The organism is Vibrio ichthyoenteri ATCC 700023 (genome assembly GCF_000222605.1).
Taxonomy (GTDB): Bacteria; Pseudomonadota; Gammaproteobacteria; order Enterobacterales; family Vibrionaceae; genus Vibrio; species Vibrio ichthyoenteri.
The window spans coordinates 30,905-44,879 of record NZ_AFWF01000007.1; the positions used below are offsets into that span (position 1 = coordinate 30,905).

Genomic DNA, 13,975 nt, shown 5'->3' on the forward strand with positions numbered 1-13,975 from the left:
ACAGCATGACCATGCAGCATTGGCAAGGTATCGAAAAAGTTGTGGTTGTAGGGCTCGGTATTACCGGGCTCTCTGTCGTTAAGCATCTTAAGCGTTTACCGCTTGAACTGCAGGTGAAGGTGATTGATACCCGTGTGACGCCACCCGGTCAAGAATCACTGCCTGAAGATGTTGAGCTGCATACCGGAGGTTGGCGCACCGATTGGCTATTAGAGGCCGATTTAGTGGTGACTAATCCGGGGATTGCGTTAGCGACTCCTGAGATCCAACAAATTATTGCCGCTGGTATCCCGGTTGTCGGTGATATCGAGCTATTTGCATGGCACGTCGATAAGCCTGTGATTGCCATTACCGGTTCTAACGGTAAGAGTACGGTAACGGATATGACTGGCGTGGTGGCGAAAGCGGCAGGCTGGAATGTGGGTGTTGGTGGCAATATTGGTGTACCGGCGCTTGATCTGTTTGAACAACCGGCCGATCTCTATGTGCTTGAGTTATCGAGTTTCCAACTCGAAACGACTTCAAGCTTACCTCTGGTGGCTGCCGCCTTTTTGAATCTTTCTGAAGATCATATGGATCGCTACCAAGGTATGGCCGATTACCGTCAAGCCAAACTGCGTATTTTTGATCATGCCAAGGTGTGCGTGGTTAATGCTGATGATAAGCAAACCTATCCTGACACTGATAAAAACTTGGTTGAATTTTCGTTGGAACAGCCAAGTAGCGCGAGCGTAATTGAGCAAGATGGCGTTGAGTTCTTAGCCTATAACGGAGAGGCAATTCTCGCCGTTGATGAACTCAGTCTGGTTGGTCGTCATAACGTGGCGAACAGTCTAGTAGTGATTGCGCTGCTTAATGCCGCAGGTGTAGATGTTAGTGCAGGTCTTGAGGCCATGAAGTCTTACAACGGCCTGACACACCGATGCCAGGTTGTTGCCGATAATCGTGGTATTAAGTGGGTCAATGATTCTAAGGCAACCAATGTTGCAAGCACACTGGCGGCACTGTCTGGTTTGAATTTATCAGGCAAACTGTTTTTGCTGGTTGGTGGTAATGGTAAAGGGGCTGATTTTAGTGATTTAGCACCAGTGCTGGCGCCTTTGAATGTACAACTGTGCTGCTTTGGAGCCGATGGCGATCAATTTATGCCTTTGCATGCATCAGCGCAGCGTTTTTACACCATGCAAGACATTGTTGAGTGGGCTGCGCCACAACTGCAAAGTGGCGATATGGTCATGTTGTCCCCTGCGTGCGCAAGCTTTGATCAATTTAGTAATTTTATGGCGCGTGGTGATGCTTTTGCTCATTTAGCACAGCAGTATGCTTAGATGCCCGTTGTTTTAATTGAAATGAGATAAACGAGAAGATGCCGTTGCGAAAGACGTTCGCTAATGTAAAACAGTGGTTTACTCACTCAGCACCCGATGCGCTTTTTGATCGCCAATTGGTGTGGATTTCGCTCGGCTTGATGTTGACCGGGTTAGTGATGGTAACATCGGCGTCTTTTCCTATCAGTACCCGCTTAACAGGTCAGCCCTTCCACTTTATGTTTCGCCATGCGATCTTTTTATTCTTGGCGTTATCAACCGCAGCGGTGATTGTACAAGTGCCGATGAAGCGCTGGTTGCAATACAGTTCACTGCTATTGGGTTTGTCTATTTTCCTTTTGATTGTGGTGTTGATTGGCGGTAAGTCGGTCAACGGTGCCTCTCGTTGGATTCCGCTCGGCCTATTTAACCTGCAACCTGCCGAAGTGGCAAAGTTGTCTCTGTTTATCTTTATGGCCGGTTATCTGGTTCGTAAACAAGATGAAGTGCGAGCAACATTCGTCGGTGGCTTTATTAAGCCCATTGTCGTCTTTGGTACGCTAGCCGGATTATTGCTGTTCCAACCAGACCTTGGTACGGTGATCGTCATGTTGGTCACCTTATTTGGCATGCTGTTTATTGCCGGAGCGAAACTCACCCAGTTTTTGGCGCTCGTAGTTGTAGGTATTGCAGCGATTATCGGCTTGATTTTAGCCGAGCCTTACCGAATGAAACGCGTCACTTCATTCCTTGACCCGTGGGAAAATCCATTTGGTAGTGGTTACCAGTTAACTCAATCACTAATGGCTTTTGGCCGTGGAGAGTGGTTTGGTCAAGGTCTTGGAAATTCAATTCAAAAATTAGCCTATTTACCAGAGGCACACACCGACTTTGTTTTTGCTGTATTAGCCGAAGAATTGGGTTTTGTCGGCGTTGTATTGGTTTTGATGCTGATCTTCAGTTTGGTGCTAAAAGCGATATTTATAGGTCGTCGTGCTTTCGAAAGTGATGATTTTTTTGGCGGCTATCTCGCTTTTGGTATTGGTATTTGGTTTGCATTTCAAACCTTGGTAAATGTGGGGGCTGCGGCCGGGATTGTTCCAACCAAGGGCTTGACCTTGCCGCTGATCAGTTATGGTGGTTCGAGTTTGATTGTGATGGCGGTAGCCGTTTCAATTTTGCTGCGTATCGACCACGAATGCCGCTTCAAAGCGCAGCAACAAACGACACAGAATACAGAAGATGAATAAAAATAAACGTTTAATGGTGATGGCTGGTGGTACTGGCGGTCACGTTTTTCCAGGTTTAGCGGTGGCAAAAAAATTGCAGCAACAAGGCTGGGAAATTCGCTGGCTTGGCACCGCGGATCGTATGGAAGCTGAATTGGTGCCAAAACATGGCATTGAGATTGATTTTATAAAAGTGAAAGGCTTACGCGGTCAAGGCGTGGCGCGATTAATCAAAGCGCCGTTCCAAATTATCAATGCCATTATCCAAGCCAGAGCGCATATGAAAGCATGGCAACCAGATGCGGTGCTTGGAATGGGCGGTTATGTCAGTGGCCCTGGCGGTATCGCCGCGTGGTTACTTGGTATCCCGGTTGTTCTGCATGAGCAAAATGCGGTGGCGGGTTTAACCAACCAATGGCTATCCAAGATCGCTAAAAAAGTATTTCAAGCGTTTCCGGGCGCTTTTCCTACGGCGCAAGTTGTGGGTAACCCAGTACGTGAAGATGTGGTGGCGTTAGCCGATCCACAACAACGCTTTACTAACCGTACAGGGCCGATCCGAATTTTAGTCATGGGTGGCAGTCAAGGTGCGCGCATTTTGAATCAAACTATGCCTAAAGTGATGGCGGCATTGGGTGAAGGCTATCAAGTTGTCCATCAGGCGGGTAAGAATAGCCAACAAGAAGTCAGCGCCGCTTATCAAGCTGAGCAGGTGACACAGGCCGAAACGGTCGAGTTTATCGATGATGTCGCGGCAGCCTATGCGCAAGCTGACTTATTAGTTTGCCGTTCAGGTGCGTTGACCGTATCAGAAGTATCGGCAGCAGGTGTCGGTGCTATTTTCATTCCGTTTATGCACAAAGATCGCCAGCAGGCACTCAACGCCGATCATTTGGTCGCGTGTGGCGCCGCCAAAATGATTGAACAGCCTGATCTAACAGTAGATAAGTTAGTCGACGAAATTCGCTCTCTCGATCGTAGCCAATTACAAACAATGGCTGTTAAGGCCAGAAGTGCAGCTCAATTAGACGCTGACAATGTTGTGGCGCAAGCGATTATCGACCTGACCAAATAACGAGAAAAACAATGACGATTAAACATACACAAGATTTGGCTCAGATTAGAGCAATGGTGCCAGAGATGCGCCGCGTAAAGTCGATTCACTTTATTGGTATTGGTGGCGCAGGCATGAGCGGCATCGCAGAAGTGCTGCTTAACGAAGGCTATCAAATTACCGGTTCAGATATCGCTGAAAACCCAGTGACACAGCGATTAACGCAAAAAGGGGCGACCGTTTATATCGGCCATCAGGCAGAAAACGTCGCTCACGCGAGTGTGGTGGTTGTCTCTACTGCGATTAATGAACAGAACCCAGAAATTAAAGCTGCGCGTGAAGCGCGTATTCCTGTGGTTCGTCGCGCAGAAATGTTAGCAGAACTGATGCGCTTCCGTCATGGTATTGCTGTGGCAGGCACGCATGGCAAAACCACCACGACCGCATTGGTCACCCAGATTTATTCAGAAGCGGGTCTTGATCCAACGTTTGTTAACGGTGGTTTAGTTAAAAGCGCAGGTACCAATGCTCGTCTAGGTTCAAGCCGCATCTTGATTGCAGAAGCGGACGAGAGTGACGCGTCATTCTTGCACTTGCAACCAATGGTGAGCATCGTGACTAACATCGAAGCGGATCATATGGATACCTACGGTGGTGATTTTGAAACGCTGAAGCAGACTTTTATCGATTTCCTGCACAACCTACCGTTCTATGGCCAGGCAATTGTTTGTATTGACGATCCTGTGGTTCGTGAATTGATTCCGCGTATCAGCCGTCAAGTGATCACTTACGGTTTCTCAGCCGATGCCGATGTGCGTATTGAGAACTACCGTCAAAATGGCCAACAAGGCAAATTTACCGTGGTGCGCCAAGGCCGAGCAAATCTCGATATTACGCTGAATATTCCAGGTCGCCACAATGCACTTAATGCTTCGGCTGCGATTGCTGTGGCCACCGAAGATGATATTGGTGATGAGGCAATCCTAAATGCCATGCTAGGGACGCAAGGAACAGGTCGACGCTTTGATCACCTAGGTGAATTTGAAACTGGTAATGGTATTGCCATGTTGGTCGATGATTATGGCCACCATCCAACAGAAGTAGATGTAACGATTCAAGCGGCACGCAGTGGCTGGGAAGATAAGCGTTTGGTGATGATCTTCCAACCGCACCGTTACAGCCGCACTCGTGACTTGTATGATGACTTTGCTAATGTGCTGGAACAAGTCGATGTATTGATCATGCTGGATGTTTATGCCGCGGGCGAAAAAGCCATTGCAGGCGCTGACGGTCGATCGCTTTGTCGTACTATTCGTAGCCGCGGTAAGATCGATCCTATCTTTGTTCCTGAAACAGAAGCATTACCTGCTATTTTGGCGAATGTTTTACAAGATGGTGACTTAGTGCTAACTCAAGGTGCGGGCGATGTGGGCAAAGTGGCAAAACAGCTAGCCTCATTGGAGTTAAACATAGATCAAATGCTGGCAATCTAAGCCTTTTTTTGAATATTTAGCGCATTTCTCGCGTTAAAGCTATGATTTCTCACTTTCAAGGTTTGATACTTTTAATAACCCCAGTATAATCCGAGGGTTAAAGTAAGTGCTTTGGCCTATACGAAGAGATAGGAATAACAATTGCGAGCATTAGCTAAGGACAACGGACTTTGATTAGGAATATTTTTAACCAAGGACGTCGTTTCATAGATTTTCCACTGGTAAAAAAACATGCCGTCGGTGCAAGTTTTTTGCTGGTGGTGGTTGTATTGATTGGTTCTCTGCTTTATTCCACTATTTCGTGGATGTGGGATGATCAACGCCTTCCGCTATCTAAGCTGGTTCTGCAAGGTGATTTAGAATACGTCACAGCATTGGATGTGCAGCGCGCATTTTCCAAGCTGGATCATGTCGGTACGTTTATGTCGCAAGATGTGGATGTATTACAAGACTCTATTGAATCACTTCCTTGGGTGGCAAATGCCTCTATTCGTAAACAGTGGCCAGACACAGTAAAAGTTTTTCTTACCGAGCATCACGCAGAAGCTATCTGGAATGGTAATGCGCTATTAAATGATGCTGGTAAAGTGTTTGACGGTGATATTGGTAAGCTTCACGGAGAACGCGTTAAGCTGTATGGCCCAGAGGGCACAAGTGAAGACGTGTTGGCGACTTGGCGTAAACTGAGTCAACAATTTGCGCCGTTAAATCTAACGATTACCTCGTTGGTTCTTAATGATCGTCGAGCATGGCAAATTATTCTCGATAACGGCATCCGTTTAGAATTAGGCAAAGAATCACTGGACGAACGTATAGACCGTTTTATTTCGCTATACCAAAATCTAGGTAGTGATGCTCTGAGAGTCAGCTACATTGATCTTAGGTATGATACGGGAGCCGCAGTAGGTTGGTTCCCTGAACAAGAGTTAGAACAAGAGAGTACAGATGACTAAGACCGCTGATGACAACATTATTGTTGGTCTTGATATAGGCACTGCGACCGTATCGGCTCTAGTTGGCGAGATTTTACCGGATGGTCAAATCAATATCATTGGCGCAGGCACCAGCCCATCTCGTGGCATGGATAAAGGCGGCGTTAACGATCTTGAGTCAGTGGTGAAGTCCGTTCAACGTGCAGTTGATCAAGCGGAGCTGATGGCTGAATGCCAAATCCGTAATGTATTCATTTCTATATCAGGTCGCCATATTGCGAGCCGTATAGAAAAAGGGATGGGAACTATTTCAGATGAAGAGGTCTCACAAGAAGATATGGATCGTGCGATTCATACTGCTAAATCAATAAAAATTGGTGATGAACAGCGCATTCTTCATGTTATCCCACAAGAATTTACCATTGATTACCAAGAAGGGATTAAAAACCCACTAGGTTTATCAGGTGTACGTATGGAAGTTAGCGTGCACTTAATTTCTTGTCACAATGATATGGCAAGAAACATAATTAAAGCTGTTGAGCGTTGTGGTTTGACAGTTGAGCACTTGGTTTATTCAGGCCTTGCAGCAAGTAACGCTGTGATTACTGAAGATGAACGCGAACTTGGTGTGTGTGTGGTTGATATCGGCGCTGGTACAATGGATGTTTCCATTTGGACCGGCGGCGCACTGCGTCATACTGAAGTGTTTTCATACGCAGGTAATGCGGTGACCAGTGATATCGCTTTTGCCTTTGGCACTCCTGTGAGTGATGCAGAAGAGATAAAAGTAAAATATGGCTGTGCTCTTAGTGAGCTAGTCAGTAAAGACGACACGGTTAACGTTCCAAGTGTCGGTGGGCGACCATCACGAAGTTTACAACGACAAACTTTGTCGGAAGTGATTGAGCCGAGATATACTGAACTTATGGGATTGGTTAATCAAACTATCGATACCGTTCAAGATAAGTTGCGCGAAGATGGCATTAAGCATCATTTAGCAGCCGGTGTGGTGCTAACGGGTGGTGCCGCGCAGATTGAAGGTTTGGTAGAATGTGCGGAGCGCGTGTTCCGCAACCAAGTTCGAGTCGGCAAACCTATTGAGGTGAGCGGCTTAACAGATTACGTAAAAGAGCCGTATCATTCTACGGCAGTTGGTTTACTTCATTACGCAAGAGACAGTCAGATTAATGATGACACTGAATACAGCGAACCTAAACGCCAACCAGTGACTTCAATGTTCGATCGCTTACGTAACTGGATACAAAAAGAGTTTTAACCTGAGCAGCAGGAAAAACGGAGATAACACATGTTTGAACCGATGATGGAAATGTCTGACGATGCGGTAATCAAAGTCGTTGGGGTTGGTGGCGGTGGCGGTAACGCCGTTGAGCACATGGTACGTGAATCCATTGAAGGTGTGGAATTCATCAGTATTAATACTGATGCACAAGCACTTCGTAAAACTAGCGTAAACAGCGTCATTCAGATTGGCGGTGACATGACGAAAGGTCTTGGCGCTGGAGCGAACCCTCAAGTAGGACGTGACGCTGCTCTCGAAGATCGAGATAGAATTAAAGAAGAGCTGACCGGTGCCGATATGGTATTTATCGCAGCGGGAATGGGCGGTGGTACCGGTACTGGTGCTGCACCTGTTATTGCTGAGGTTGCTAAAGAGTTAGGTATTCTAACGGTTGCTGTAGTCACTAAGCCTTTTAGCTTTGAAGGTAAGAAGCGTTTGGCGTTTGCTGAGCAAGGTATCGAAGAGCTGTCTAAGCACGTCGATTCTTTGATCACTATCCCGAACGAAAAACTACTGAAAGTACTAGGTCGCGGAATCACTCTTCTTGAAGCTTTTGCTAGTGCGAACGACGTACTTAAAAATGCAGTTCAAGGTATTGCAGAGCTGATTACTCGCCCAGGTATGATCAACGTCGACTTTGCGGACGTTCGTACCGTGATGTCAGAAATGGGTCATGCCATGATGGGTAGCGGCGTAGCGAAAGGCGAAGATCGTGCAGAAGAAGCGGCAGAGATGGCTATCTCAAGTCCACTTCTAGAAGATATCGATCTTGCTGGTGCGCGTGGTGTTCTTGTTAACATTACGGCTGGCCTAGACATGCGTCTAGACGAGTTTGAAACTGTGGGTAACACAGTGAAAGCTTTTGCATCAGATAACGCAACAGTTGTTATTGGTACTTCGCTTGACCCAGATATGGCGGATGAAATTCGCGTTACTGTGGTAGCAACGGGTATTGGTAACGAGAAAAAGCCTGATATCACGTTAGTGGCAGGCGGCAAAGCAAAAGTGGCTCCGGTTGCACAACCTCAGTCACAAGTAGCAACTCAGCAACCAGCAGCGGTAAAAGTAGAAGAGAAACCGGCACAGACATTGCAGGAAAAACCTCAAGTCGCTTCACAGCCGGCAACTTCTGCGTCAGCAAGTAATGGCTCAGGCCAAAGCACGGCACCAAAAGTAGAAAAAGATGGTTATCTAGATATTCCAGCGTTTCTACGTCGTCAAGCTGACTAATCGCGTCAATTTTTGACATGGTTCTAAAATGTGTTATGATTCGCGGCCGATGATTTTCATCGTCCGTGATTTGTAGCACTAAACCCTGAGGCAAGCAGATGATCAGACAACGTACTCTGAAAGAAATAGTGAAAACGATCGGTGTTGGTTTACACTCCGGCCGTAAAGTCGCTTTAACTCTTCGCCCAGCAGCTGCAAACACAGGTATCATTTATCGTCGTACTGATGTAAATCCACCTGTTGATTTTCCAGCGGACCCAGAATCAGTTCGTGACACCATGCTATGTACTGCACTTGTGAACGACCAAGGTATTCGTATCTCTACGGTTGAGCACTTGAATGCGGCATTAGCTGGCATGGGTATCGATAACGTCATTATTGAAGTGGATGCACCTGAAATTCCAATTATGGATGGCAGTGCGAGCCCATTTGTATTCTTGCTACAACAAGCAGGCATCGAAGAGCAAAACGCAGCAAAACGCTTCATCCGTATTAAGAAACCTGTTCGCTTTGAAGATGGCGACAAGTGGGCTGAATTTAAGCCTTACAATGGTTTCCGTATGGACTTTGAGATTGAATTCAACCACCCAGCCATTGATGCTGACGAGCAACACCTAGTGTTTGATTTCTCATCACAAGATTTTGTGAAGCAGATTTCACGAGCTCGTACCTTTGGTTTCATGCGTGATATTGAATACCTTCAATCACAAAACCTTGTTTTAGGCGGCAGCTTTGATAACGCTATCGTACTGGATGAATACCGCATTCTGAATGAAGAAGGTCTGCGCTTTGAGAACGAATTCGTAACTCATAAAGTGTTAGATGCGATTGGTGACCTTTACATGTGTGGCCACCCAATCATCGGTGAATTCCGTGCATTCAAATCGGGCCACGGCTTAAACAACCAACTTTTACGTTCAGTGTTAGCTGATCAAGAAGCTTGGGAATGGGTAACCTTTGAACAAGAGCAAACCTCTCCGGTTGCTTTTGCTGACCCAAGCATGGTTCTTGCGTAAGCGCGAAAGAATAAAAAAAACCAGTCGAATGACTGGTTTTTTTACGTCTAAATTTAGTTAATGGTATGCGAACAGCGATTATGGCTCTTGTTTGCGTTGGGCTAGTTTAGCCAAGCTTTCTAATCGTGCTTTGATTTTTGGTGGTGCATTTTCAGCAATACCTTGAAGGTATTCTGCCGCCGTATCTGATATAGGCTCACGAGGTTTTAACGCTTGTGGTTTATAGTCTTTGCGGCTGCGATACAACTCAGGATTGATCTGTACATCAATCGCAATCAAACGAGCAAAACCTTGGCTGCGCAGTTGGCTCAAAATATGTAACCGATCATAACTCAGCTTCATTTTCATCGCAGCACTGGCCACTTCGATCACCAGTTGACCATCACGCACGTTTGCCGCGCGGCAATGTTCAACCGTTTGTTTGGGTAAAATATCTTTAAGCAACTCGTTAATAGTTATGATCTCTTTTGCGTGCTTTTGCAGATCAGCAAAGCGTGAGTCGGAGATAATATCGTTACTGAGCGTAGGACGATGGTCGCGCATTAGATGCCCTTATCAAACGTGATAGTGCTAGTTTAACCAACCAAGCCACTAGCGAATAGCCCTAATAACGGATAAAGTTACGCCGTTCAATGGGAAAAAATCACAAGTGCTTCAAACAAATCGCTAACAGATTGGTTGTTCGTGATAAAATTCCTTAAACTACTCCCCACTTAAAAATCACTTAAGCCTTGAAAATTTGAGTTCTCGACACAATATTTGGGATTAATGATTTAACTCAGTATTCTTAGTTTAAAACTGGTAGAGACTGAAGGCATTAAGATACGATCTGCCCGATCGAATGATAGAGAGATTCATACAAGATGATAACTAAGCTACTGACAAAGGTAATTGGCAGTCGCAATGACCGTACCTTGCGTCGCCTTAAGAAAATTGTAAAAGAGATCAATAATTACGAGCCAACATTTGAAGCTCTCTCTGATGAAGAATTAAAGGCTAAAACGGTAGAGTTCCGCCTACGCTTAGAGCAAGGTGAAGAACTTGATAAATTACTACCTGAAGCATTTGCTACGGTACGCGAAGCGTCTAAACGTGTTTACGGCATGCGTCACTTCGATATGCAGCTGGTTGGCGGCATGGTGCTTAACGCAGGTCAAATTGCAGAGATGCGTACTGGTGAAGGTAAAACGCTAACGGCAACCTTACCAGCTTACCTCAACGCGCTTCCTGGCCATGGCGTTCACATCGTAACCGTGAACGACTACCTTGCAGCTCGTGATGCGGAAACAAACCGCCCACTATTCGAATTCTTAGGTATGACGGTTGGCGTTAACGTGCCAAACATGCCTCCTCAAGCGAAAAAAGAAGCTTACCTTGCCGATATCCTTTACGGCACAAACAACGAATTTGGTTTCGACTATCTACGTGACAACATGGCTTTCCGTGCGGAAGACCGCGTTCAGCGCTCACGTTTCTTTGCCGTTGTCGATGAAGTGGACTCGATCTTAATCGATGAAGCACGTACCCCTCTCATCATTTCTGGCCCTGCAGAAGACAGCTCGGATCTATACACACGTATTAATACGCTGATCCCTCAACTGCAAAAGCAAGATCAAGAAGATTCAGAAGAGTACCGCGGTGATGGCCACTACACCGTGGATGAGAAAACCAAACAGGTTTATCTGACAGAAACAGGCCAAGAGTTTGTTGAAGAGTTGATGGTCAAAAATAGCATGATGGAAGAGGGAGACACGCTTTACTCTCCAACCAACATCAGCCTATTGCACCATGTTAACGCAGCGCTACGTGCTCATGTATTGTTTGAGAAGAACGTCGATTACATCGTTAACGAAGATGGTGAAGTCGTTATCGTTGACGAACATACTGGCCGTACAATGCCAGGTCGTCGTTGGTCTGAAGGTCTACACCAAGCTGTCGAAGCAAAAGAAGGCGTTAAGATCCAAAACGAGAACCAAACACTCGCATCGATCACCTTCCAGAACTTCTTCCGTTTGTATGACAAGCTGTCAGGCATGACGGGTACGGCAGATACTGAAGCATTCGAATTCCAATCAATTTATGGTTTGGAGACTGTAGTTGTTCCAACCAACAAGCCAATGATTCGTAACGATATGCCAGATATGGTTTACCGTACCGAAGCAGATAAGTTCAACGCAATCATTGAAGATATCAAAGAGCGCGTAGCGAAAGGTCAGCCATCATTGGTGGGTACAGTTTCTATTGAGAAATCGGAGCTACTGTCCAATGCACTACAAAAAGCTAAGATTAAGCACAACGTTCTAAATGCTAAATTCCACGAACGCGAAGCGGAAATCGTTGCTGAAGCGGGTACGCCTGGTGCCGTTACGATTGCAACCAACATGGCAGGTCGTGGTACTGATATCGTGTTAGGTGGTAGCTGGCAGTCTAAGGTTGAGCAGCTAAACAACCCAAGCAAAGAGCAGATTGACGCAATTAAAGCGGAATGGAAAGTGATCCACGATCAAGTTCTTGCTGCTGGTGGTCTGCACATTATTGGTACTGAGCGTCACGAATCACGCCGTATCGATAACCAGCTACGTGGCCGTTCAGGTCGTCAAGGTGATGCAGGTTCTTCTCGTTTCTACCTATCAATGGAAGATTCACTGCTACGCATTTTCACTTCTGATCGCATGGCGAGCATGATCCAAAGCGGTATGGAAGAAGGTGAAGCGATTGAGTCGAAGCTGTTATCTCGTTCAATTGAAAAAGCGCAACGTAAAGTAGAAGGTCGTAACTTCGATATTCGTAAACAGCTACTAGAATACGATGACGTGGCAAACGATCAACGTAAAGTGGTTTACGAACTACGTGATGAGCTAATGATCGCTGAAGATATCAGTGAGATGATTGAGCAAAACCGCGCTGATGTATTGACTGCAATGATCGACGAATACATTCCACCGCAATCTCTTGAAGAGATGTGGGATGTTGAAGGTCTAGAACACCGCCTGAAAAATGATTTCGATATCGATGCACCGGTACAACAATGGTTAGCATCTGATGATAAGCTTTACGAAGAAGCGTTACGTGAAAAAATCATCGAGCTTTCGGTTGAAGTTTACCGTAAGAAAGAAGAAGTCGTTGGCGAGCAAGTGCTGCGTAACTTTGAAAAATCAGTGATGCTACAAACACTAGATACACTGTGGAAAGAGCACCTAGCAGCGATGGATCACCTACGTCAGGGTATCCACCTACGTGGTTATGCACAGAAAAACCCTAAACAAGAGTACAAACGTGAATCGTTTGAACTGTTTGAAGGTTTGCTAGATTCACTGAAAACCGACGTTATCATGGTGTTGTCACGCGTACGTGTTCAGCAACAAGAAGAAGTTGAGCGCATGGAAGAGCAACGCCAAGCACAAGCTGAAGCGGCAGCTCGTCTTGCTCAAGCACAGCACGCGAGCGCAGAAAACCCACTTGCGGATGGCGAAGAGGCGGCAGAAGCCCAGCCACAAACCGTGGTTCGCGATGAGCGTAAAGTTGGCCGTAATGAGCCTTGCCCATGTGGTAGCGGCAAAAAATACAAGCAATGCCACGGTCAAATTGGCTAACGTTGCTTGAATCGTGGTTGTAATTGATGATTGCAGTGTCGGTGGTACTCACTTACTAGCATAAGCGCCATGCCACCGCCTCGCACTCGCGAGTTACAGCTTTGATTCATAAAGCTTACTAAATAAATAGAGAGTCGCTTAGGCGGCTCTTTTTTTTAATAAAATTTGTATGCCCGTCTATTTACGTCATTCCCTAGAGCGAAGAATGAGCATAGTAGGGAATCTAGTTTGACCGCTTAGCTTAGGTTTGTTGTGGGATCAGATCCCCAACTCGGTCGTTGCTCCCTCTTGAGGATGACGCAATATAAGCGAGGTCTGTTAAGAGCTTTCGTTAGGAATACCATCATATGAAAAGAATCCATATCGTTGCGGCGGTGATCTTCAACCAAGACAAATCGCAGATTTTTATCACTAAGCGTCCAGATGATAAACATAAGGGCGGCTTTTGGGAGTTTCCCGGTGGCAAAGTTGAGCTAGGGGAAACGACAGAACAAGCGATGACCCGTGAGCTAGATGAAGAGATCGGCATTCAAGTGACAGAGCAAAGTCTATTTGAGCATCTTGAATATGATTACCCGGATAAGTCGCTTAAATTTGATTTTATCTTAGTCACCAAGTTTGCCGGAGATCCTTATGGGCGCGAAGGCCAGCAAGGTGAATGGGTAAAGATCAAACAGTTGGAAAACTATGCCTTTCCTGAGGCTAACGTGCCGATTTTACAGCGCGTGATCAAAGAGTTTTCATGATCTATGTCTCAAAAAGCTAGCCAGTACAGCCGTTTATTGGTACTTTAGTGCACAAGATCGTTTTCACGAGGTGAG

The 13,975-nt window shown here is 46.0% G+C and carries 11 protein-coding genes; 10 read left to right on the plus strand and 1 reads right to left on the minus strand.

Going from position 1 to position 13,975, the window contains the following annotated elements:
* Nucleotides 1–11: 11 nt before the first annotated feature.
* The 8 genes from murD (at nucleotide 12) to lpxC (ending at nucleotide 9,561) form a co-directional block, all read left to right on the plus strand.
* A complete protein-coding gene (gene murD, locus RH85_RS01160; RefSeq protein ID WP_006710346.1) occupies nucleotides 12–1,328 on the plus strand; it encodes a UDP-N-acetylmuramoyl-L-alanine--D-glutamate ligase in 1,317 nt (438 codons plus the stop codon).
* A 38-nt stretch (nucleotides 1,329–1,366) separates the two neighbouring features.
* Nucleotides 1,367–2,557, plus strand: a complete 1,191-nt coding sequence (gene ftsW / locus RH85_RS01165) for a cell division protein FtsW (RefSeq protein WP_006710347.1) — start codon at nucleotides 1,367–1,369, stop codon at nucleotides 2,555–2,557.
* On the plus strand, nucleotides 2,550–3,611 hold the full coding sequence (gene murG, locus RH85_RS01170; RefSeq protein WP_006710348.1) for an undecaprenyldiphospho-muramoylpentapeptide beta-N-acetylglucosaminyltransferase: 1,062 nt from the start codon (nucleotides 2,550–2,552) through the stop codon (nucleotides 3,609–3,611). The genes ftsW and murG overlap by 8 nt, the downstream gene beginning before the upstream one ends.
* Nucleotides 3,612–3,622: 11 nt before the next feature.
* Nucleotides 3,623–5,083, plus strand: a complete 1,461-nt coding sequence (gene murC, locus RH85_RS01175; protein ID WP_006710349.1) for a UDP-N-acetylmuramate--L-alanine ligase — start codon at nucleotides 3,623–3,625, stop codon at nucleotides 5,081–5,083.
* A 170-nt stretch (nucleotides 5,084–5,253) separates the two neighbouring features.
* Nucleotides 5,254–6,036, plus strand: coding sequence for a cell division protein FtsQ/DivIB (locus RH85_RS01180; protein ID WP_006710350.1), 783 nt, complete (start codon nucleotides 5,254–5,256; stop codon nucleotides 6,034–6,036).
* The gene (ftsA, locus tag RH85_RS01185) at nucleotides 6,029–7,291 is read left to right on the plus strand and encodes a cell division protein FtsA (RefSeq protein WP_006710351.1); all 1,263 of its coding nucleotides are present in this window, start codon (nucleotides 6,029–6,031) and stop codon (nucleotides 7,289–7,291) included. Before RH85_RS01180 ends, ftsA begins: the two co-directional genes overlap by 8 nt.
* Nucleotides 7,292–7,321: 30 nt before the next feature.
* Complete coding sequence (ftsZ, locus tag RH85_RS01190) at nucleotides 7,322–8,545, plus strand: cell division protein FtsZ (RefSeq protein ID WP_006710352.1); 1,224 nt, start codon at nucleotides 7,322–7,324, stop codon at nucleotides 8,543–8,545.
* Nucleotides 8,546–8,643: 98 nt separating this feature from the next.
* Nucleotides 8,644–9,561 (plus strand): UDP-3-O-acyl-N-acetylglucosamine deacetylase, encoded by a 918-nt coding sequence (gene lpxC, locus RH85_RS01195; protein WP_006710353.1) that lies wholly within the window; start codon nucleotides 8,644–8,646, stop codon nucleotides 9,559–9,561.
* 78 nt (nucleotides 9,562–9,639) lie between these two features.
* On the opposite strand, the gene RH85_RS01200 is transcribed toward lpxC, so the two are convergent.
* The gene (locus tag RH85_RS01200; protein WP_006710354.1) at nucleotides 9,640–10,104 is read right to left on the minus strand and encodes a DUF721 domain-containing protein; all 465 of its coding nucleotides are present in this window, start codon (nucleotides 10,102–10,104) and stop codon (nucleotides 9,640–9,642) included.
* A gap of 320 nt (nucleotides 10,105–10,424) precedes the next feature.
* Here RH85_RS01200 and secA point away from each other — a divergent pair, with 320 nt between their 5' ends.
* Together secA and mutT are read left to right on the plus strand one after the other, a co-directional pair.
* Entirely contained in the window at nucleotides 10,425–13,154 is a 2,730-nt protein-coding gene (gene secA / locus RH85_RS01205) for a preprotein translocase subunit SecA (RefSeq protein ID WP_006710355.1), read from the plus strand.
* Between the two features lie 347 nt (nucleotides 13,155–13,501).
* On the plus strand, nucleotides 13,502–13,900 hold the full coding sequence (mutT, locus tag RH85_RS01210) for an 8-oxo-dGTP diphosphatase MutT (RefSeq protein ID WP_006710356.1): 399 nt from the start codon (nucleotides 13,502–13,504) through the stop codon (nucleotides 13,898–13,900).
* Nucleotides 13,901–13,975: the final 75 nt, after the last annotated feature.